The following is a 19470-nucleotide window of genomic DNA, read 5'->3' as shown; positions in this document are numbered from 1 at the left end:
CAGCAGGGCAACAAGGCCCGAGTTTAACGGACATGGCCAAGGCAAAGGACAAAGACAACAAGGGCGGCGGCACCATCGCGCTCAACAAGCGCGCACGTTTCGAGTACCACATCGACCAGCGTTTCGAGGCGGGCGTCGCTTTGCAGGGCTGGGAGCTGAAAGCACTGCGTGCCGGCCGGATCAACTTCGGCGATGGTTACGCGATCGTCCTGCACAACGAGATCTTCCTGGTGGGTGCCTCCATCCCGCCACTGATCAGCGCATCCACTCATGTCATCGCCGAGGACCGGCGCACCCGCAAGCTGCTGCTGCATCGCAAGGAGATCGATCAACTGGTCGGCGCGGTCGAACGCAAAGGCTACACCCTGGTACCCACCGCGATGTACTGGAAAGGCAACAAGGTCAAAGTCGAGATTGGCCTGGCCCGCGGCAAGCAGGAGCACGACAAGCGCGACACTGAGAAGCAGCGCGACTGGCAGATCGAAAAGCAACGCACCATGCGTTCGCACAATCGCGGCGCCTGAGTCCACTCCCATATCGCGCAACAAAAAAGCCCTTGAAATCATCAAGGGCTTTTTTGTTTATTGGTGGAGGTGGCGGGAGTCGAACCCGCGTCCGAAAGCGTTCAATGCCCGGATCTACATGCTTAGCTCACCGTTCGATCTCGTTCCGCGACAAGCACGGTGGGCAAAGCGCACCGCGAAACCAGCCTGATTGATTTGACCTAATACCGCCAGGCGGCAGTCTTTGGCGATCCCGTGATAATGACCCTACACCGACGAGCACGAGCACAAGTGGGTTCGGGGCTTACGCCTTAAGCGGCGAGAGCGTAGTTGTCGTCGTTGGCAACTATGAGTTTGCTGCTGGATTAACGAGGAAAGCTGCCCCCTCGGCATGCACCAAGTCATCTCACTACCCCCGTCGAAGCCAGGACACCCCCGGGGAAAACGATATGACCTGACGAGTATATGGGGCTTATGGCCACGGCATCAATGACATTCGCTATAGCGCGACAGCGAGACCATCACCATGAACGAATGAGCACGCGCGCAACGATGGTAAGTGTGTGCTGCGCAAACATTGACCGCACGAAAGCTGAATGTTGTTCACACGTGAACCCAACGTCTATACTTGGTGAGTTGTATCACCTTGTACCCGTCGCACTCGTGGGAATGATCTCGATGACTCGACTGCAATTGCTTGGCGTGGCCGTGGCCACAGCCCTCTTCGCCACCACCAGCGCGCATGCTGAAGGTGACAAGGCTGCCGGACGCAAACTGATCTACACCTGCGCAGGCTGCCATGGCGTACCTGGTTACACCAACGCCTACCCGCAGTATCCGGTGCCGAAGATCGCCGGCCAGAACGAGCAGTACATCATCAACGCGCTGCATGGTTACCAGAGTGGCGATCGCACGCATCCAACCATGGGTGCACAGGCGCAGAGTCTGTCCGATACGGACATTCAGAATATCGCTGCCTACCTTTCCAGCCTCGCCAAGTAGTTGCCAAGGAACTTCCGCATGAAGCGTGCGCTTACCCTGATTTCATTCGGCGCCATCCTGGTGCTTGCCTCCACCCAGTTGCTGGCCACTGGCAATGCCGAGAACGGCAAGCAGAAGGCTGCCACCTGCTTCGCCTGCCACGGTGTCGACGGCAACGCAGTCGATCCGCAGTACCCGCGCCTGGCTGGCCAATACAACGCCTATCTGCAGCAGGCATTGCACGAGTACAAGGACGGCCAGCGCAACAACCCGATCATGAAAGGTATGGACGCCACCCTGTCCGACCAGGACATCGAGGATATTGCCGCGTACTTCTCCGGCCTGCCGACCAAGCTCGACACTCTTCAGGGTCACATCAGCGGCGACAAGTAAGTTCGCTTGATTCACCGCTTAAAAAAGCAAAGGCCCGCACTTGGCGGGCCTTTGCTTTTGGATGACCGTAGCACCGACTCAGGCAATCGCGGACTTGCCTTCGGCCTTGTTGTAATAAGGTTTCTGACCAGCGGCATGATCGGTCGCATCGCGCACCGCGGTGATTTCAGGCACCCGCTCGCGCAAGGTCTTTTCCACGCCCTGTTTCAGCGTCACGTCGACCATGCCACAGCCGTGGCAACCGCCACCGAACTGCAGCAGCACCGCGCCTTCAGCGTCGATCTCCAGCAAGGTGACCCTGCCGCCATGTGAGGCCAGGCGGGGATTGATTTCCGATTCGAGCACATAACGCACGCGTTCGATCAGGCCAGCCTCCACACCTGGTACGTCGCCCTTGATCCGCGGCGCGCGGATATTGAGCTGACCACCGGTGGCATTCGGTTCGTAATCGATCGTGGCATTGTCCAGCCAACTGGCGCTGTCACCGTCGATGTGGAACAGAAAACCGGTGCACTCGATCGTCCATTCGCCGCCAGCGAGATCGGCTGCCTCACAGAACTCCAACTCACAGTTGGCTGCCGCGGTACCGGCAGCGGTCACCCGCAGGCGGATACCCAGATCATCGATACCCTGTTGTGAAAGAAGCCGCAGGAAGTGCTGCTGCGCGCGTTCGGAAATATCGATCATGCCTGCTCCAGAGTCGCCAGACGGGTGCTGGCAAACCTCGCCAGCGAAACAGCACCATTTTAGTCCTGTTTCAGGTTTGATGCGCACTTTGACTTTTGCGTGCGCAACTTCGACGCTTCGCATCCTCAGACTTTCAGCCCTCATGGAGATTCACATGAACGCCAACGACCTGACCGCCAAGCACTGTCAACCACGCAAGGGCAAGGAAAATGTGCTCGATGCCGCACAGATCAATGACTTGCTGCAACAGGTGCCGGGCTGGCAGCTGCATGCCGATGGCCACGCCATCGTCAAGGATTTCAGGTTCGCCGACTTTCGCCATACGCTGGGTTTCATCAACGCGGTCGGCTTCATGGCCAACCACGAGGATCATCACCCGGATATCGAAGCCGGCTACGGCCATTGCCAGCTACTGTGGTCGACTCATGACGTCGGCGGTCTGTCGCTGAACGATTTCATCTGTGCCGCCAAAGTCGAAGCTCTGCTGGCGCGCTGATCAGAAATCCGTGCGCGACTTGTCCCGCGAGTAGACCAGCCGCTTGCCCTTGACTGAGAGCACATCGAGAAAGTCTTTCAGATCATCCGGCAGCGGCGTGGAGAAGCTGTAGGCGCGTCCGTCCAGCTCGAAACTCATGTGCGAGGCGTGCAGGAACATCCGGTTCAGACCCATCTCGCGGAAACGCTTGTTCATCTCCTTGTCGCCGTACTTCGGATCGCCGGCCAGTGGATGGCCGATGTGCGCCGCATGCACGCGGATCTGGTGGGTACGCCCCGTACCCAAGGTGGCCTGCATCAGGCGGGCGCCGGGGTACTGCTCCATTTCGCGGAAAAACGTCAGCGACGGCTTGCCATTGTCCGCCACCCGCACCATGCGCTCACCGCCCTGCAACACCGATTTCAGCAGCGGCGCATTGACGTCGAACTTGGCCTTGGACGGATGACCTAGCATCAGGCACAGATACTGTTTGGTGACCTCGCCGGCACGGATCGCCGCCTGCAGGCCGGTCAGACCGGCCCGCGTCTTGGCAAACACCAGCACGCCACTGGTATCGCGATCAAGGCGATGCACCAGTTCGAGGTGTTCCTGCGGCCGCGCCGCGCGCAGCAGCTCGATCGCGCCGTGACTGACCCCGCTGCCACCGTGACTGGCCACGCCGGAGGGCTTGTCGATGACCAGGAAGTGCTTGTCTTCGAAAATGATGGCGTCAGCCACCGAAGCAACCAAACCAGTGGCCGGAGCATTGCCTTCGGGCCGTTCAGCTACCCGGACCGGCGGAATACGCAACATATCACCAGCCGTGAGACGGGTATCCGGCTTCGCCCGCTTGCCGTTGACCCGCACCTGACCGGTGCGCAACAGCCGGTAAATCATGCTCTTCGGCACCCCTTTGAGCATGGTGACCAAGGCGTTGTCGATGCGCTGGCCATCCCGCTCGGGGCCGATCTCGACTTGACGTACACCGTGAGGTGCGTCGGGGGAAGTTACCGTCTGCATTGAAAAAAACCTGCTGAAATAGGATACTCGGCGGGCGCTACATTCTGCCCATCGATGTCTGGATCGGGTCGAGTGCCCGCCCGTAACGTCGGCGAGGATTGCGCCGGTTGCCTTGGCGGCCGGTCGCGGCTCCCTTTCATCGTAACGGTTCGGGCTGCCGTTTGTCCGATGCCATTGAGGTATCGGGGCGGCAGACGCAGCTGATCGAATCATCCCGACACCGGTAACGGTGCCGTTTTTTTGCCGCTTTTACCGCAGCGACGCGGTCCCCGGCAGGCCGCCATTGTGGCGCCACCGTGGCACGCGACGCGCGACAAGCCGAGGATTACTAGCATGAAGCGTATGTTGATCAACGCGACTCAGCGTGAAGAGTTGCGCGTGGCCATTGTCGATGGCCAGAACCTGTACGACCTGGACATCGAAATCCCTTCGCGGGAACAGAAAAAGTCCAATATTTACAAGGGTCGAATCACTCGTGTTGAGGCTTCACTTGAAGCCTGCTTCGTCGAGTACGGAGCCGAACGCCATGGCTTCCTGCCGCTTAAGGAAATCTCCCGCGAGTATTTCCTGCCGGGTGCGGATCACCACAAGGCCGGTATCCGCGACCTGCTCAAGGAAGGTCAGGAAGTCGTCGTTCAGGTAGAGAAGGAAGAGCGCGGCAACAAGGGCGCCGCCCTGACCACCTTCATCAGCCTGGCCGGCCGCTACATGGTGCTGATGCCGAACAACCCGAAGGCCGGTGGTGTCTCGCGCCGGATCGAGGGTGAAGACCGGCAGGCGCTGAAGGAAGCGCTTGAACATGTCACCGTGCCCGACGATGTCGGCCTGATCGTGCGCACCGCCGGCCTTGGCCGCGACGCCGAAGAACTGCAGTGGGATCTCGATTACCTGCTGCAGCTGTGGAAATCGATCTCCGAGGCAGCCAGCAAGCAGAAGGCGCCGTTCCTGATCTACCAGGAATCGAAGCTGTTCATCCGCGCCCTGCGCGATTACCTGCGCAGCGACATTGGCGAGATCCTGATCGACGAGGAATCGCTGTACAACGACGCCCGTGATTTCATGCAGCAGGTGATGCCAAACGCGCTGCGCAAACTCAAGCTGTACAAGGACGACACTCCGCTGTTCACGCGTTACCAGATCGAGACGCAGATCGAGAGCGCGTTCGACCGCCAGGTGCGCCTGCCCTCCGGTGGCTCGATCGTGATCGACCAGACCGAAGCGCTGACCGCGATCGACATCAACTCCTCCAAGGCCACCAAGGGCAGCGACATCGAGGAGACCGCGTTCAACACGAATTGCGAGGCCGCGGTGGAAATCGCCCGCCAGGCACGCATCCGTGACGCCGGCGGCCTGATCGTGATCGATTTCATCGACATGGACAGCCCGAAGCACCAGCGCGAAGTGGAAGATCGCCTGAAGGAAGCGCTGAAGCTCGATCGCGCCCGCGTACAGATCGGCCGCATCTCGCGCTTCGGCCTGCTCGAGATGTCGCGCCAGCGTCTGCGCCCGAGTCTCGGCGAAGCTACCCAGATCGTCTGCCCGCGCTGCGAGGGCCATGGCCACATCCGCGGCGTGGAATCGCTGTCGCTGTCGACCCTGCGCCTGATCGAAGAACACGCGATGAAGGACAACACCGGCCAGGTGCTGGTGCAGGCGCCCTCGAGCGTCGTCAATTTCCTGCTCAACGAAAAGCGTGCCAGCGTGGTCGAGATCGAACTGCGCAACAAGGTGCATGTGATGATCGTGGCCGACGAGAAGCTGGAAACACCGCACATCGAGATCCAGCGCATCCGCGAAGCCGACATGGGCGAGCACAGCAAGCCCAGTTACGAGCGATTGACCACGGTGGAAACAGCCGAGTTGCCGAAGATGGGCCAGGCCCTGGGCAGCAGCGAGCAGCCGGCCGTCAGCGGTATCGTGCCATCCAGTCCGGCCCCCCTGCGCGAAGAAATCCCCGCTCCGGCTGCTGCCGCACAGCCGACTGCGCGTCGGCAGCCCGCCACCCAGGCTCCGTCACGTCCAGCCCCTTCCGGCGGCGTCATTTCCCGTCTGCTTGGCTGGTTCCGCAGCACCGAGGCCGTGGCGCCCCCCTCGACCGACAAGCGACCCGCTGGCAATGACAACGCGCGCGATCGCCGCGACGAGCGCACGGGCCGCAACAATGAGCAGAACGCATCGTCGCAACGGCCGCCACGACGCGAACCCTCGGCACAGAGTGCGCCAAAAACCGGTGCCACGCAGCAACCCAGAAACGCACGCCAACGCAATAACGAACAGCCGCAGCGTCAACCGCAGCAACAGGCACAGACTGCCAAGGCCGAACGCCAGCCTCGCCCAGCCGTGAACGGAAACAACCCGGCCCGGCCAGAGCGCAAGCCAAACCCGCAGCAGCCAGTGAAGGCTGAACGCACGCCGCGTCCCGCCACCAGCGAGCGCCCCGTCGCAGCATCGACAAACGAAGCAGCAAAGGAAGCCGAACTGCTGATCGCTCCACTGGCGGACTCGACTGCGCCAGCTCCTGCCGGCAACGACCTCGACACCGATGGCGGTCAGTCGCGTCGCCGCCGTGGCCGCCGTGGCGGCCGTCGACGGAAGCGCCACGACGACGCAGCGCCGAACAGCGCGAATCTGGATGCCGTGCAGGCACTCGACGACGAGGATCGTGACGAGGTTGCCGGCATTCCCGCGGCCAGCAGCAGTGTACAGCCGTCTGCCGTAGTCGCAGGTTCCAGTCCGGAGCACACCGCTGCCACGGCCCAGACGCCAGCGGCCGTTGCACCTGCCGAAGCACACAAACCGGCCACTCCAGCACCAACCGCCGCAGAAAATACGACGCAGGCGGAAAAAGTGGCTGTCGTCAGCCATACCTCGACAGACAGCCAGTCGGAAAAACCGGCCATCGCGCCGGTTGTCACAAGCGTGGCGTCTACCGTGTCGGCTCCAGCAGCATTCAACCTGCCCACCCTGCCACCGATTCCCGAACAGGCAAAACCGGAAGCCGAAGCCGTTCAAACAAGTGACGCTGCCAAGGTTGCGGAACAGACGCCAGCACCAATTCAACAGTCTCTCAGTCGGCCACCGCAGCCAACCACGTCAGCGCCTTCCTCGGTCGGCGATGCCTTGCCTGCAACAGCAGTCATCACGCCGGCAGCCCAGGTGGTTCAGCCGGTGGTTACGGCAACTCCATCCACCTCGGCCAGTCAGCCGGGCAGCACGCCCACATCACCGGTTGTATCCGAGCCTGCCACTGCCATCCCGTTGCCCAAGCAGGGTGACCTGCTGGCTCAGCCCGTCCATCCGATTGCGTCACACGATGAAGTGCTCAAGCCCTCGAATATCGTGACGAGTGAGGAACACGAGGGAGACTCGCACGGCTGAACAGCTGGCGTAGAACTCCAATGACAAAAAAACCGGACTGCGTGTCCGGTTTTTTTTGTCGCTGCAACGGTAAGCGGTAGCTGATGCACAAGACCAGATATCAAGCTGGCCTTATTCTTTCGGCATGCCTGGAACACCTTCCTCACTTAAGTGGTTGATCAATAAGCAGACGCGATTTGCTGGCCAGATACTCCAGAAACAGGATCAGTTGGTCCAGCTGCGTGAACAGATGGCCGTCTGCAAGAAGGAGATTGCTGTGCTACAGGCCAAGCAGCTGCAAATTGAGGCTGTCATGCGGATGCATGAGATCAAGCTCAATGCGCAGGAGCTGCGGCCGATCCGTCCTCATTCCCACCTATCTCTGCTTGGTCATGGCGGGCTTACTCGCCTGATCTATGCGACATTGCGAGGATCTGAAAGCGGTACGGCCACCACGAGGGACTTCGTGGCGGCCGTATTCGATGCATTACCTGTCTGTTTAGACCCGGATGAAATGGAACGGGTGAAAGTGCGTGTCCGAGTGAGGCTCTGCATCATGGCCCAACGCGGAATGCTTACGAGGTCTCCTGACCGGGGGCCTTGCGAGCCGTGCTCCTGGCATCTTGCCACGGGGCGTCCACGGAACCCATGACGATCTCTGGACGCGGCTGCCGCAAGTGACGACGGCGATTCCCGCCGTGATAGCCGCGCCAATAATGAGAGTAGCCAGGGGCCAACAACCATGAGGCGAGTTGTTTGACCTTCTCGCGCTGAGTTCTCCTGCGATGCGTCTCGCGCCAAGCATATTCATGTACATAGAAGGCCATGTACATGGGGCGAAAGCCGTGATGCACGCCGTACTCGCCCCTTCGAACCCGAGAAAAGAAACTCTCTGCGAGGTTTTCGTTGACACCCTCGGGTGTTGAGTACTCCACGCTGTGATTGACAACAAAGTGTTCGAAGCAGCTACCCAGCCCGTTGTAGGCTGGATTTTCGTCGGTGAAGACCCTTGAACCCGGCTCGATGTACTGCTGCGCCAGTGTCATCACATCGCTTGCGTTTTCCGAGCGGCACATGGCGACAACGACGCGTCTGGCTCCTCCCTGCTGAGAGTCGACCTCGACCATCGCGATCGCGACACGCTTGTTCTTTGCGCGCCGTTGATTACCCTTCGATTGAGGGTTGATCGAGCGGATACGGCGCTTGACCTCGGTGGTTCCATGTACTGCAAGGACTGAACCAGAAGTCGCCTTCATGCGCCGATTCGAGCGCCGGAACTTGCCGCACACATGAATGCCGTCTACATGGATAGTGCCCGAAAGCTTCAACTGACCTGGGCTGTCGGCGTTGTCCATGATGGCCTCGCGGATCTTCATGAGGTTTTGCTGGGAGCACTTTTCGACCATGCAGACCGCGTTGGACGTCGCGACCAACGTGCTGCCTTTGGGTGATGCCTCGGCGTGTATGAGGAGACGAATGATCTTCCGGAAGGAGATCTTGTGGCTGTCGAACCGCGTTCCGCTGGTCACACTAAATGTATGACCGCAGCCAACGTGCCGGCACCGCCACTGCCGACGTGAAGCAATGCGATAGTGATGATCCAGAACGCCGCAGCTGGGACAGATTTGCTGATCTGGCGATAGCCACCGAAATTCAGCGAGCATCTGCTCGGCCTCATCCTCGGTGAAATACTGCACTTGACGCGCGAAATCGCGGCGCGCAGCGCCGCGCATAGAATTACAACTCTTCTTAGCCATAGTGGGTTGCCTCTGGGCCACCTGGCTTCGAAGAGGCAAGACCTCTCCTTCCAGCCAGGCAGCTGGTTCAGGTTTCCGGGCAAGGCCTTCCTAACACGCCGCTGGCGTATTGACATTGGATCATGGGAAGGTCACGATGGCGCTGCAGTCCATGAACAGCTGCGCTTTTTCGAAGCCCGTAACCTTGCCAGAGGTGCGGGCTTCGTCGTTTTTGGCCGGGATGGTTTTGTTGCGTTGTTTTGACTCACTGGGTCGTGTAGCACCTCTTCGATGGAACGCTGCGGCATCAGCCGGATACCGCGGGAGCAAATAGATTCAAGGCACTATGGCCTTCGCGTCTGAACTATCAGTTGAGCAGCGACCAGCGCTTAAGATCGTCTCGCGGAACTTAGCGGAACTCGTCTGTAGCCATTGCGCGATTGCTCTTGGTGTCCAAATCCTCTAGGTAGGTGGCGACTGCGCGCGCAGTAGCGAGCCACCCTCGTCTTCCTGGGATCTGGAACATGGGTAGCCCGAGCGCACCACGCAAACGCGCTTTCTGTATCGCCTGGACACTCGGGTACCGCAGCACGCCGGCAAGGTCGGCCAAACTCAATAGTTCGCCATATCGAGCCTTCAGGGCAGATTCCCGCGTTTGGTCCATACCGAAGTGCTGATGAGCTTCGTGCTTCATAGCCTTGATACCGCTCGATTCTGTTCAGTCCTTTGCAGTATCGTTCAGCCTGACGCCTCCGTGGGCTGTCAAGTTCTGGCCGGCATTCGACCTCAAAGTTGACCGATGCAGGAAATCCTTCTTGAGCTGCTTAGCAAACCTTCGGGCAAGCCCTCATCGAGGCAATCGGCCTGGCGGCGACTTCGTGGAGCGGTATGGCTAGACCACGCACACTGGATTAGTGGCGTGGAACTCAAAGCCTTCGCCGAGCGCTTTGTCCATCGCGGCCGAACGGAATCCAATTTGGTGACCAAGTGGAAGGCGGGGAGCACGCTTCCATCACGCTCCTCGGCAGTCATGCTCGAAAAGCATCTGCCCAATACGCTGCATATGTTTGATCTCCCCCTATACGAACTTCTTGGCGATCGGCCGCTGCCTGCGCACCAAGTCGAAGACGTGATCACATCGCTTCGACAGAAGGTCAAAATGGGTTGGGAATGGCGCTTCCCTGGCTCCCCGAACGGCTACTACAACGCTCTTCCAAATGATTCATCGGCGCTTGCTTCGCGCGGCGACCTATGGGGATTTATCGCCATCGTCGCTCTGGTTCGGCAAGCGGAAATCCAGAGCGACGAGCTATCGCATCTGCTGCTCAGCATGGACATGTACCGCGCGCTTCCCGCAGTTCTAAAGCTCTCATGGATCGCACCATCGACCGAGCTCCTACAGAACTGTGTGAACAGCATACGTCGGCGAATGCCAATATCTGCGGTTATGTATGACGTGGACTGGTCAGTGATTGCCCGCCATACAGCAGACCCAGATTACGAGCCGGGCTATGAGCGTCGGATCGATCCCGCCACAGGCAAGACAATCGAGTTCGAAGACCCGATCTTAGAAGCAAGGCTCATGCGAGGATTTCAGGTGCGCGCACAACGACGCTCGAGGGAACGACAAAAAAATCGCGGGCATGTGCGCACTGACGAAGTGCGCGTGCAGGATCACCATGATCGGAGTTCCGGCCGAAAGTGATCACTCCGCTGGTGCTGATCAGTCGTAAAAGGACTCCGCTGAGAGGTGGGTGCCGACCCGAAGCGTATATCTGCATAAGTTCTTAAGCCGCTTCCATAGATCTGAACCTTCCTCGATATCGCGCACATGCCAAAATCCCCAAAACCTAGGGGGCTCCATGGACGAACGCATCACGCGGCTTAAGACATCGAAGGACGCTCGCACGTTTGCGAAAAACGCGCGGGAACGGGGGCATCTGGACTTGGAGACTCAGGCCCTGCAGCGTGCCCGCGAGCTCCAGGCCATCGAGGCCGGCTACACCAGCTCGGCACAGCAGGCCATCGCCGCTGCCCTCTATGCTTATGAAGAACACCAAAGCCGGCTCAAGGGGCGCACCTTCCGCGCCACCCGCACGCGTCAGATGCTAGCCAATCGTGGCGCCTTAGACGCGGCTGAGCGCATGGTGTTGAATCGGCAACCCTCTAAAGGTTACGAAGTACTCGAAGAGGCCGGACTGCAGGAGCTGAGCTTCGAAGCCATCATCGTCCGTTTCCCTGATGAGTTCTCCGAGCGCGCCGTGGAAGCCGCACGTGCGCGACTGGAGGGCAGGCCGCTGCCGTTTCTCGCCGTAGAGGTTGCCTCATCGTCTGATTCATCGACAGATCATGAGGGTATTGATATCTCATCGTCCATCAAGCTGGACGCCGAAGCGCTGGACTTCTTGGAAGGCTTCAAAGACCCCGGCATTTGGCACCGGGCGAGTTGGCTACCGCGCTACCGTAGAACTACTCAGGACATCGCGCAGGCACTCGTCGACGATCAACTGGAAAACCCCTTCGACATACTCTGGAAGCGCGCCCATAACGACATCAGCAATGCAGGGCAAGGCGTGCTTAAGTACGATACCGTAGATGAGATGCGCGATGAATTCGTCCAGGTCATCCGCGACATCTATCAAGATGATAGCCCTGCGAACTTCGAACGCATGGTTGAGCGTTTTGAAGGTTGGAAGGTCGAAGGTCGCATTGGCATGGTGCCACGCCTATTGATCGCACGGGCTTTTGCGGGTGTACATCCGCACCGTTACCACACGACCGTCGATGCGAGCACCCAGAATGAGATGCTGGGTTGGTTCGTCGAACATACTGGCTTTGTCATACCGCGCTCGACCGGTTGGGCGGCGCGTGCGCAGGCGCTGGTGAAGCACCTGGATCGCGCCAACTTGTTTGGCGAGGATTTTCACGCCCGAAACATATTCCCTTGGTTCGTCGTGGACCAACTGCGTGGCCGCAGCATGTCCACCGACATTCCACCCGGGCACGCGCCCCGCCCCGCCTCCGCCTTTGCCGATCTTCCACCGGCCCAGCGATTTATCGAACTCCGACACAACGTCGTGCAGGACGCCTTGTTCGCTCAGCTGAAGGCGGAATTCGGCAAAGACAGGGTATGGACGGAATATCCAACCGGGACTGGCGGCTTTGCCGACGCCCTCGTCCGGCACTCAAATGCATGCTGCCATTTATACGAAATCAAGATCGCCGCCACTGCTACCCAAGTGGTGCGGCAGGCCATGGGGCAGTTGTTGGAGTACAGCTTCCGCGTTGGCGGACTTGAGCCTGTGAAGCTGTTCGCGGTTGGCGAACCCGTCTTGGACGATGTCACCCGACGTTTCCTCGCGCGCTTGCGCGACGACTTCAATCTGGAAATCGACTACTTGCAGATCAAACTGCCGGATGGCCTCGCCTTATCTCCATAGAAGAGTGCACGAAAGTTCGATTCTGGCCGGATCCGGTCCTTCGCTAATGGCAAGCCGCCGGTATTAATCATGAGCAGCACGCTGATCGCGGCCTACCGGAACTGGTGATCAACTTCACCGGAATACGCACTCTCAAACAGCCAGCTGGAGCGTTTGGCTACGCACCCGCTTTTCCGACGTAGCTCAGAAATGGATTAAGGCTTGTGAATTTGCTACAGGCGGCTTTCAGCTCCGGCGCCACGTTGTCCCAAAAAACGACATGTACTATGAAGCCGTTTTCAACCAAATCGTCGACGACGGGGCAAAAGTCCTTATCGCCTGCGACTAATGTAATTTCGTCTGTGCCTTTGTTGATTTTTCCAGTATATGCGTCCTTTGTAATCTGGTGCGCAATAGCAACGTCAACCTTTTTCTCTTTTCCCGCAAAATTTTTCTCGTAGGTCTTTACTTCGAAGCCCTTTCTCCCAACCATCTTCCAGAAAGAATCGCTTGGTGGGGGCGAGCCCCATAACTTGGCGCAGCCGATTTCCGCCTTTTCGCCACAGGCGAATTCATGCAAATGGCCATAGTCAATTTGCCATGTGCGATCAACGACCTTGTTGTTCATGGCGTCGATGTAGGTTTCAGCACCCTGCATCTTCTTAGCGATCGCCGACGCACGGCAGCCTTCGGCGTAGACGTTTGAGTTATCAACGTACGTGAAATTCAATTGAAAAACCTCCCTCTATTGGGTGCATAGCACTGGAGTTAAGTGGCTGCGCCGCCGTCCGCCTTGAGCGAGTAAAAAGAAACTTCCTCTCTCTTACGCCCTCGAAGGCCATGATGGTGTTGCGACACAACCGTCAGCAGACTCGGCATTTCCACCATCGACCACCTCCACCCCACCGCCGGGCAAAGTGCGCACCAACTGCCCCTGTTCGTCTTCGCCCACATAGCCGCCTTCCGCGAACATCTTGGCCACGAACGCCCCGTTCACGTAAGGCTCCAAGAAGTCGCACATACCTGCGCGAGCTTCGCCCTGGTCATCATAATCGTCGGCACGCAGGACGAATTCACCATCAGCTTTGATCACAAATCCCCATCGCCCGTTGGATGCTTGATACAACCTACCGTCATATTCACGCGGCGGGATGAGAGCTTCGTCGGATTCGCTGACGTTCATAACATTCTCCTGCAGGGTCGGCTCATAGTCATTGCGCCGAAAGTTCTCATATTGCAAGCATAAATACATACACATTGCTTGCAAAATTGTTGCTTACGACTTAGAATGCAAGCACAAACTGCGAAAGGTGCTTGCAATGAAAGACGAAAATGATGACCGCAACGAGGTAACAGGCCGCGCCAAAGGCGGTGTGGCAAGATCCGAAAGCCTTTCCCCGACGCGTCGTAGTGATATCGCTCGACAGGCCGCTTTGGCTCGTCATCATCCCGCAGATCCTAAGCCGCCTTTTGATGGGGAGGTTCAGCTTCCCAAAGCGACTCACCAAGGACAAATGGCAATTGGTGAATTGTTGCTCGATTGCTACGTCCTAGAAGATGGGCGCCGAGTATTTCACAAGCGCGGCATGGCGCGAGCGCTGGGGCTGAAATCTGAGGGCGGAAACGCTTTTATGAAAACAATGCAGGGAAAAGGGCTTGGATCCGGCCTGCCTGCGAAACTCCGCGATCAGATTAATAACCCCCTAAATTTCAAGCCTTTAACCGCGGATCTAGCGCACGGCTACGAGGCTGATGTCCTTGCCGACGTGGCCAAAGCAATAGTTGCAGCGGATAGGGATGGCGCTCTAACTAAAGCCCAACACGCCATTGCGGTACGGGCGCAGATGTTACTAAACGCCTTCGCGAAAGTTGGCGTCGTAGCATTGATAGACGAGGCCACTGGCTATCAGCAAATCCGTGACCCCAAGGCGCTGCGACTTTTAGTACAGCAGTACATCGAAGATGAAAAGCGTGAATGGGAAAAGCAATTCCCCGACTCGTACTATGACGAACTCAACCGTATATATGGCAGCAAGAAGTTAACCAAAACGAGTACGGGCGCGGTCATACAAAACAGACCTCAGCACTTCGCCAAATTCACTCGCAGTTATGTCTATCACCCTCTAGAAAACGGTGCCGTTCTCGAAGAACTTGACCGCATCAATCCAAAGATAAATACCAAGGGCACCCGCAGAGCGCGATTCCATCAGCATTTAACGCAGGGATATGGGATTGAAAAACTAAAGCGTCAAGTGCAAGAAGTGCTGACCCTCATCGCGGTATCTGACACCGTTGGACAGTTCAAAAAACTGTTCTCAAAACGCTTTCCGGCAGAAGAAGGAAGTCAAATGGATCTTCTCGACGACTGATGCTTTGCGGCGCTTTTGTGCGCCTTTCGTGCAATCACTGACCTCAATTTTTAGCGCCACGGGGTTAACGCAATTCCATCTAGTGACCTGAACCAGGAAGAGCAGATTTATCGCAACATGGCTCCCCGCACCAAGCTCTCAAGATATTCATGGGGATCATTCGAAGCGACCCACCTCTCGATTTCCTTTGGTCCGATTAGAGCAACGACAATTTGTCCTTGAGCAAGCTTGATCACCTCTAGTTCGGCGTCTTGGGTAAATTTTGACGTCGTGAATAAGAGACCGATTCGCGCAGTGCCCCGTTTAGTTTGTAGTCGTCGAATCAATTGGGAGACCATGGCTTGGCTCGTAGGCTCGACTCTGTTCTTAGCTTCTACCAACAGAAACGGTACGCCTTCCTGAAACCAACACCTATTGTCGACGAACCTCACGACCTGCAGGACCAAGTCGATCTCATCCGTGTCACCCCGATAGTTTCGTTCCACAACTGCTAAGTCGGGCGTTTGGTCAAGAAGAAGGGCGAGAAAAGACTCGAAACGCTTCCCCTTCTCGTGATTGGTTCCGTCGCGCATACGGCCCCAGTTGGCATTAGCAATTGCGCGACGTGCGGCCGGAGTAAGTGCAACACGAGCGGCTGAAATGGCATCCATGTGGTGCTGAGCTACGAAGCCCCTTTCCATGATATGTACGGTGGCATCCGCCTTAGCTAGAACCTCGAGGACTTCGGTGTCGTGTAATGCCGCAGCCGGCAGGACGACGTGGACTGAAATACCGGTGAGTATGCAAGCCGTAATTCGATCAACCACGTAAGAACGGAGCTCTGAAGCAAAGTGCAGATGAGCAATCGCCTTGCCATTGGCACTGACAAGTGCTGGACGCCAGCGTATTCCACCCCTGAGCTCGATTACCTCGCCTTGAAGCCATTCACCATTGGCAATTAGATCCGAGGCTATCTGTTCGATAGCATGCGCTTCATAAACAATCAGGCTTTCGTCGTTGTCGCTTCCGAAATCAGCAGGCTCGCTCATGGGGATGATCAGGCTGCGTCAAGAATCGCTGTCAGACCTCGGACGAAATCTTGGCCTACCTGTTTAATGTAGGCTTTCTCCTCTGAGGTACTCGCTTTCCCAAGCAGTCGATTAAAATTGGCGAGCATCGTTTCCGTCCGGCGGTGAAGCTTGTCGGTTTCAACAGTGATCTGAACGGTGTCTTCGTACGCCTCTTCGATCGTGAATTCGGGATTGGTTACGAGCGATCGCAGAATATTGTCGAGGTTGCTCGTTCCATTGAGGTCAGAAGCTGCATCGGCGGCAGCGAATCCTATGATCGGCCGGACCTTGCGAAGCGAGACGGTATCCGTCCCTGTTACCCCATCGAGTCGCTTGCGAACGAAAGCATTCTGGATTGCTCTCTTTCCGAGCTCATTCGCCAGATCGGGCCGCTCCGTGACCAATGGGCGGATCACATTCTTGTCGAGTTCCCAGAACCAGTTGAGCGGAATTTGACCTTGCGCGATGTACTCCTGCCACTCCGTAGGCAAATCTAAAGCAAATCGTAGCTGCTTTATTCGCTCGATCGACAATCCCGTGAGTTCCCTTAACTCTCGATCCGACGCGTCGCCGCCGGTACCTTTCTTGATTTCGTCAAGTAGTCGGCCGAGAGCTCGAGCTGTGGGAAGATCCCGCCACGGCTCTCGAATTAGATGGATGTTGAACATCTGGACCAGCAGTTCCTGCTCGGTCCGTTCGCCGGTGACTAGAGCTGGAATCTTGTCGAGTCCAAGATCCCTAGCTGATCGGAATCGCCGCTCGCCATCGACGAGAACGTATCGGCCATCTTTAGGAAAAACCACAATCGGAACGAGAACCCCCTCGTGCGAGATCGACTCCATCAACTTGTCGAGTTCCTCTTGGGGGAACACAAGGCGTGGGTTGCCAGGGTTCGGTTCGATTTCATCGATCCGAAGCTCACGCAGTTCACCTGGAGCTCGGGTGTTAGATGGGTTCGCAGACATAAATGTTTTCCGTAGCAAGTTTGGTCTTCTTGCCCTTCGATCCGCCCATAGTCGAATGATCAAACGCGAAACTTTCGTGCTTAACGATCTTCATTCGACCCGCTGCCAATGTCTCAACGCTGGTTCCAGCATCACTCAGCAGACCTGCGGTGGGATAGCTGAGTACGAGCGGAGCACCTAGGGCCGCGACACGCTCGAACATCTGGATAAATGACTCCTCGACTTGAGAAATCAAACAAAATCCCGTGGAAAAACGAGCTTCTGGCGCGACCGAGCGACCCTTCCCAAACACCGTGGGGTAAGAGTATTCGTACAGCGCCTCATAGACGTGGTAGAACCGCGAATATTGGTCCTTGGTGTAAGGCGGGTCGGCATAGATCACCCCGGCTTGAGCCAGTCGCTTGCCTCGCAACAACGTCAGAGCATCCGAAACGAGGACAAGGTTTTCATGGCGCCAAGCGGGCTTCCCAACCTGCTCGATATCGACAAGGCAGAGTTTGAACTCTTCCCAGACCGAGCGGCGCCAGAAGGACTTGATCCTGGACGCGATCGCCAAGGAGTTTGGCTTGAGAAACTGCGCAGTGTGTCCTGGCGAGTTGATCACCTTGGAGCAGGCGGACAGCCAAGCCGCGAGAAGCCAGTCAGAGTACTTCTTGAGGCCTCTCGTGTGTGCAATGGAATAGCGGATCGCATCGATCTCTATTGCTTGGCGTTGGCTGTAGTAACCACCCGCGTAGTACAGACAAGCCATTTGATACCCGCCGGCATCATCTATTTTGCCGCGCGCGATCGCAGCTCGCCGTGCAAAAGACGAATCGTTGGCAGCGTGACGCACCTCACCCATGTGCTGTAGTAAGGCAGCCGAGGTTCCATCGATGACCTTGGCTTCCGTGGCAAGTTCGGCGCGATAGGCTGCAGTCAAGTATCTGGCCTGCGCCCGAAATGCGGGCTTGAGCTTTTCGATCACCTCACTCGGCGCCAAACCGCGCAAAACGCCAGTAAAACGCGCTCTCGCCAATACCGCCGTGAATGCCAGGGCATCATTGGTGATCACGTGCCTGCCATCCGCGTGCTCGGCGGCCACCGAGCCCATCCCACAGAACAAATCGGCCAATGGCCCCTTTCTGGCCGCGGACGCAGCTAGGCGTTTCACATGCTGGGCCAGTTGGCGCTTGGTTCCCATGTATCGGATTGGCACTGGCGTTGTCATGTGCCCTGTCTCAGCGGGGAATAGAGCCATCATGCCCGGCGCGATCTCTCATGGCTAGTCCCCGCGAGAGTGTGGCTAGAGGATCAAGCTTCGGAGCAATGCGAGCCTGACTATTGGCTAGGCAAGTTGGTCGCCGGTTAGCATCAGCGTGTTCAGCGTCGTTGTGCGGAGCGCCTGTCCAAGTTGGTTTGTGCAACAGCTACCGTTTAGCGCGCTGCAAACCCGTCTTTCAGATGATCACTCCCAAGAGTTCCCGGGATCAGTTACCGACTTGATGATTGGGTACATCGATCAGGCCATGCACCGTCATAAGGTGCGCCAGACTGAGTACGTGATCCACATGCAGTTTTTCCATCAAGCGCTGCTTGTAGGTGGATACAGTCTTCGGACTCAGGTTGAGCTGTTCGCCAATGATGGTCAGCGGCTTGCCGCGCACCAGCATCATCGCCACCTCCAGCTCGCGGCTGGACAACACATCGAATGGCGAAGTGCTGCCATCCAGGGTAGCCAGCGCCAACTGCTGCGCAACCGCAGGTGCAAGGTAACGTCGGCCGCCAGCCACCTGCCGCACCGCCGACACCAGCTCCTCCGCACTGCAACCCTTGGTCAGGTAACCAAGCGCGCCGGCATCAAGCAGTCGCTTCGGGAAGCGTGCATCGTCGACCACGGTCACGATCACGATATGGGTAGACATCTTCGAGCGACACACGCGCTCGGTGAGCTCGATACCACTCATTCCGGGCATGTGCACATCGACCAAAGCAATGTCCGGTGACAGCGTACGAATCAACCGGATGCCTTCCTCGGCACTGCTCGCCTCGCCACTGACACAAATGTCCGCCTGCTGCTGCAGGATCATCCGGAAACCTGTACGTACCAACTCGTGATCATCCACCAAGACAACATTGATCACATCACACCCTCCTTGATTGAGCCGCATGAAATCAGTCCGCACCACGGCAAACTGACCGGCACGCAGCAATTCCGCCGTCAGGCGATTTTTCCATCATGGTACTGCGATGCCTGGAGCTTTTCTGTGTCGCGCCGGGCCTTGGCCTAGGCCGCAAGTATGTCTTCGACGCCCGCATAACGGGCCAGCACAATCGCCGAGGTCGGGCCAGGCATTTCCACACTGACCGGTCGGTTCGAGCGTTGATGTTCGTCACGTGCCAGTTCTCTGGCCAGTTTGATGGCAGCCCCTAGCTGCAGATCACCGAAAAGGGCGATATGGGAACGACAGACACTCCAGCCACCGGCAACAGAGGGTTTGAGTGAAATGATTACCAAGTCGTCCACCCCATGCGAT

At 57.7% G+C, this 19470-nt stretch carries 17 protein-coding genes and 1 other RNA gene; 8 read left to right on the top strand and 10 right to left on the bottom strand.

Annotated elements, in window-relative coordinates; all coding sequences use genetic code 11:
* Positions 1 to 32: 32 nt before the first annotated feature.
* Positions 33 to 524 (top strand): SsrA-binding protein SmpB, encoded by a 492-nt coding sequence (gene smpB, locus B0E50_RS12160; protein WP_077441474.1) that lies wholly within the window; start codon positions 33 to 35, stop codon positions 522 to 524.
* Between the two features lie 61 nt (positions 525 to 585).
* On the opposite strand, the gene ssrA is transcribed toward smpB, so the two are convergent.
* Positions 586 to 940, bottom strand: a transfer-messenger RNA (tmRNA) gene (gene ssrA, locus B0E50_RS12155).
* 241 nt (positions 941 to 1181) lie between these two features.
* Between ssrA and B0E50_RS12150 the strand changes: the two genes are divergently transcribed.
* Positions 1182 to 1505 (top strand): cytochrome c, encoded by a 324-nt coding sequence (locus B0E50_RS12150; protein ID WP_077441976.1) that lies wholly within the window; start codon positions 1182 to 1184, stop codon positions 1503 to 1505.
* 18 nt (positions 1506 to 1523) lie between these two features.
* The gene (locus B0E50_RS12145; protein ID WP_077441473.1) at positions 1524 to 1877 is read left to right on the top strand and encodes a cytochrome c; all 354 of its coding nucleotides are present in this window, start codon (positions 1524 to 1526) and stop codon (positions 1875 to 1877) included.
* Positions 1878 to 1955: 78 nt separating this feature from the next.
* On the opposite strand, the gene B0E50_RS12140 is transcribed toward B0E50_RS12145, so the two are convergent.
* On the bottom strand, positions 1956 to 2564 hold the full coding sequence (locus B0E50_RS12140) for an NfuA family Fe-S biogenesis protein (protein WP_077441472.1): 609 nt from the start codon (positions 2562 to 2564) through the stop codon (positions 1956 to 1958).
* Positions 2565 to 2718: 154 nt separating this feature from the next.
* Here B0E50_RS12140 and B0E50_RS12135 point away from each other — a divergent pair, with 154 nt between their 5' ends.
* On the top strand, positions 2719 to 3060 hold the full coding sequence (locus B0E50_RS12135) for a 4a-hydroxytetrahydrobiopterin dehydratase (protein WP_077441471.1): 342 nt from the start codon (positions 2719 to 2721) through the stop codon (positions 3058 to 3060).
* On the opposite strand, the gene B0E50_RS12130 is transcribed toward B0E50_RS12135, so the two are convergent.
* Positions 3061 to 4059 carry an RluA family pseudouridine synthase gene (locus tag B0E50_RS12130; RefSeq protein ID WP_077441470.1) on the bottom strand — a complete coding sequence of 333 codons (999 nt, stop codon included), beginning with the start codon at positions 4057 to 4059 and terminating at the stop codon, positions 3061 to 3063.
* 333 nt (positions 4060 to 4392) lie between these two features.
* Here B0E50_RS12130 and B0E50_RS12125 point away from each other — a divergent pair, with 333 nt between their 5' ends.
* Positions 4393 to 7437 (top strand): Rne/Rng family ribonuclease, encoded by a 3045-nt coding sequence (locus tag B0E50_RS12125; RefSeq protein WP_077441469.1) that lies wholly within the window; start codon positions 4393 to 4395, stop codon positions 7435 to 7437.
* Between the two features lie 554 nt (positions 7438 to 7991).
* Here the strand turns inward: B0E50_RS12125 and B0E50_RS12120 are convergent.
* Positions 7992 to 9173: an IS1595 family transposase gene (locus B0E50_RS12120; protein ID WP_077441468.1), complete on the bottom strand. Its 1182-nt coding sequence runs from the start codon at positions 9171 to 9173 to the stop codon at positions 7992 to 7994.
* Between the two features lie 898 nt (positions 9174 to 10071).
* On the opposite strand from B0E50_RS12120, the gene B0E50_RS12110 reads away from it, so the two are divergent.
* Positions 10072 to 10857, top strand: a complete 786-nt coding sequence (locus B0E50_RS12110) for a hypothetical protein (protein WP_139350859.1) — start codon at positions 10072 to 10074, stop codon at positions 10855 to 10857.
* Positions 10858 to 11014: 157 nt separating this feature from the next.
* Positions 11015 to 12592, top strand: coding sequence for a hypothetical protein (locus B0E50_RS12105; protein ID WP_077441466.1), 1578 nt, complete (start codon positions 11015 to 11017; stop codon positions 12590 to 12592).
* A 157-nt stretch (positions 12593 to 12749) separates the two neighbouring features.
* Here the strand turns inward: B0E50_RS12105 and B0E50_RS12100 are convergent, their stop codons facing one another.
* Together B0E50_RS12100 and B0E50_RS12095 are read right to left on the bottom strand one after the other, a co-directional pair.
* Positions 12750 to 13301: an NYN domain-containing protein gene (locus B0E50_RS12100; protein WP_077441465.1), complete on the bottom strand. Its 552-nt coding sequence runs from the start codon at positions 13299 to 13301 to the stop codon at positions 12750 to 12752.
* A 93-nt stretch (positions 13302 to 13394) separates the two neighbouring features.
* Entirely contained in the window at positions 13395 to 13754 is a 360-nt protein-coding gene (locus B0E50_RS12095) for a hypothetical protein (protein ID WP_139350858.1), read from the bottom strand.
* Positions 13755 to 13890: 136 nt separating this feature from the next.
* Between B0E50_RS12095 and B0E50_RS12090 the strand changes: the two genes are divergently transcribed.
* Positions 13891 to 14940, top strand: a complete 1050-nt coding sequence (locus B0E50_RS12090) for a P63C domain-containing protein (protein ID WP_077441463.1) — start codon at positions 13891 to 13893, stop codon at positions 14938 to 14940.
* A 107-nt stretch (positions 14941 to 15047) separates the two neighbouring features.
* Here the strand turns inward: B0E50_RS12090 and B0E50_RS12085 are convergent, their stop codons facing one another.
* The 4 genes from B0E50_RS12085 to B0E50_RS12070 form a co-directional block, all read right to left on the bottom strand.
* Entirely contained in the window at positions 15048 to 15968 is a 921-nt protein-coding gene (locus B0E50_RS12085) for a restriction endonuclease (RefSeq protein WP_077441462.1), read from the bottom strand.
* A gap of 8 nt (positions 15969 to 15976) precedes the next feature.
* Positions 15977 to 16954 carry a ParB/RepB/Spo0J family partition protein gene (locus B0E50_RS12080; protein WP_077441461.1) on the bottom strand — a complete coding sequence of 326 codons (978 nt, stop codon included), beginning with the start codon at positions 16952 to 16954 and terminating at the stop codon, positions 15977 to 15979.
* On the bottom strand, positions 16935 to 18137 hold the full coding sequence (locus B0E50_RS12075; protein ID WP_168170870.1) for a DNA adenine methylase: 1203 nt from the start codon (positions 18135 to 18137) through the stop codon (positions 16935 to 16937). The genes B0E50_RS12080 and B0E50_RS12075 overlap by 20 nt, the downstream gene beginning before the upstream one ends.
* A gap of 286 nt (positions 18138 to 18423) precedes the next feature.
* On the bottom strand, positions 18424 to 19077 hold the full coding sequence (locus B0E50_RS12070) for a response regulator (protein WP_077441974.1): 654 nt from the start codon (positions 19075 to 19077) through the stop codon (positions 18424 to 18426).
* Positions 19078 to 19470: the final 393 nt, after the last annotated feature.

The sequence above is a fragment of the Rhodanobacter sp. C01 genome, from assembly GCF_002001045.1.
Lineage (GTDB): Bacteria > Pseudomonadota > Gammaproteobacteria > Xanthomonadales > Rhodanobacteraceae > Rhodanobacter.
This window is presented reverse-complemented; position numbering and strand designations above follow the sequence as displayed.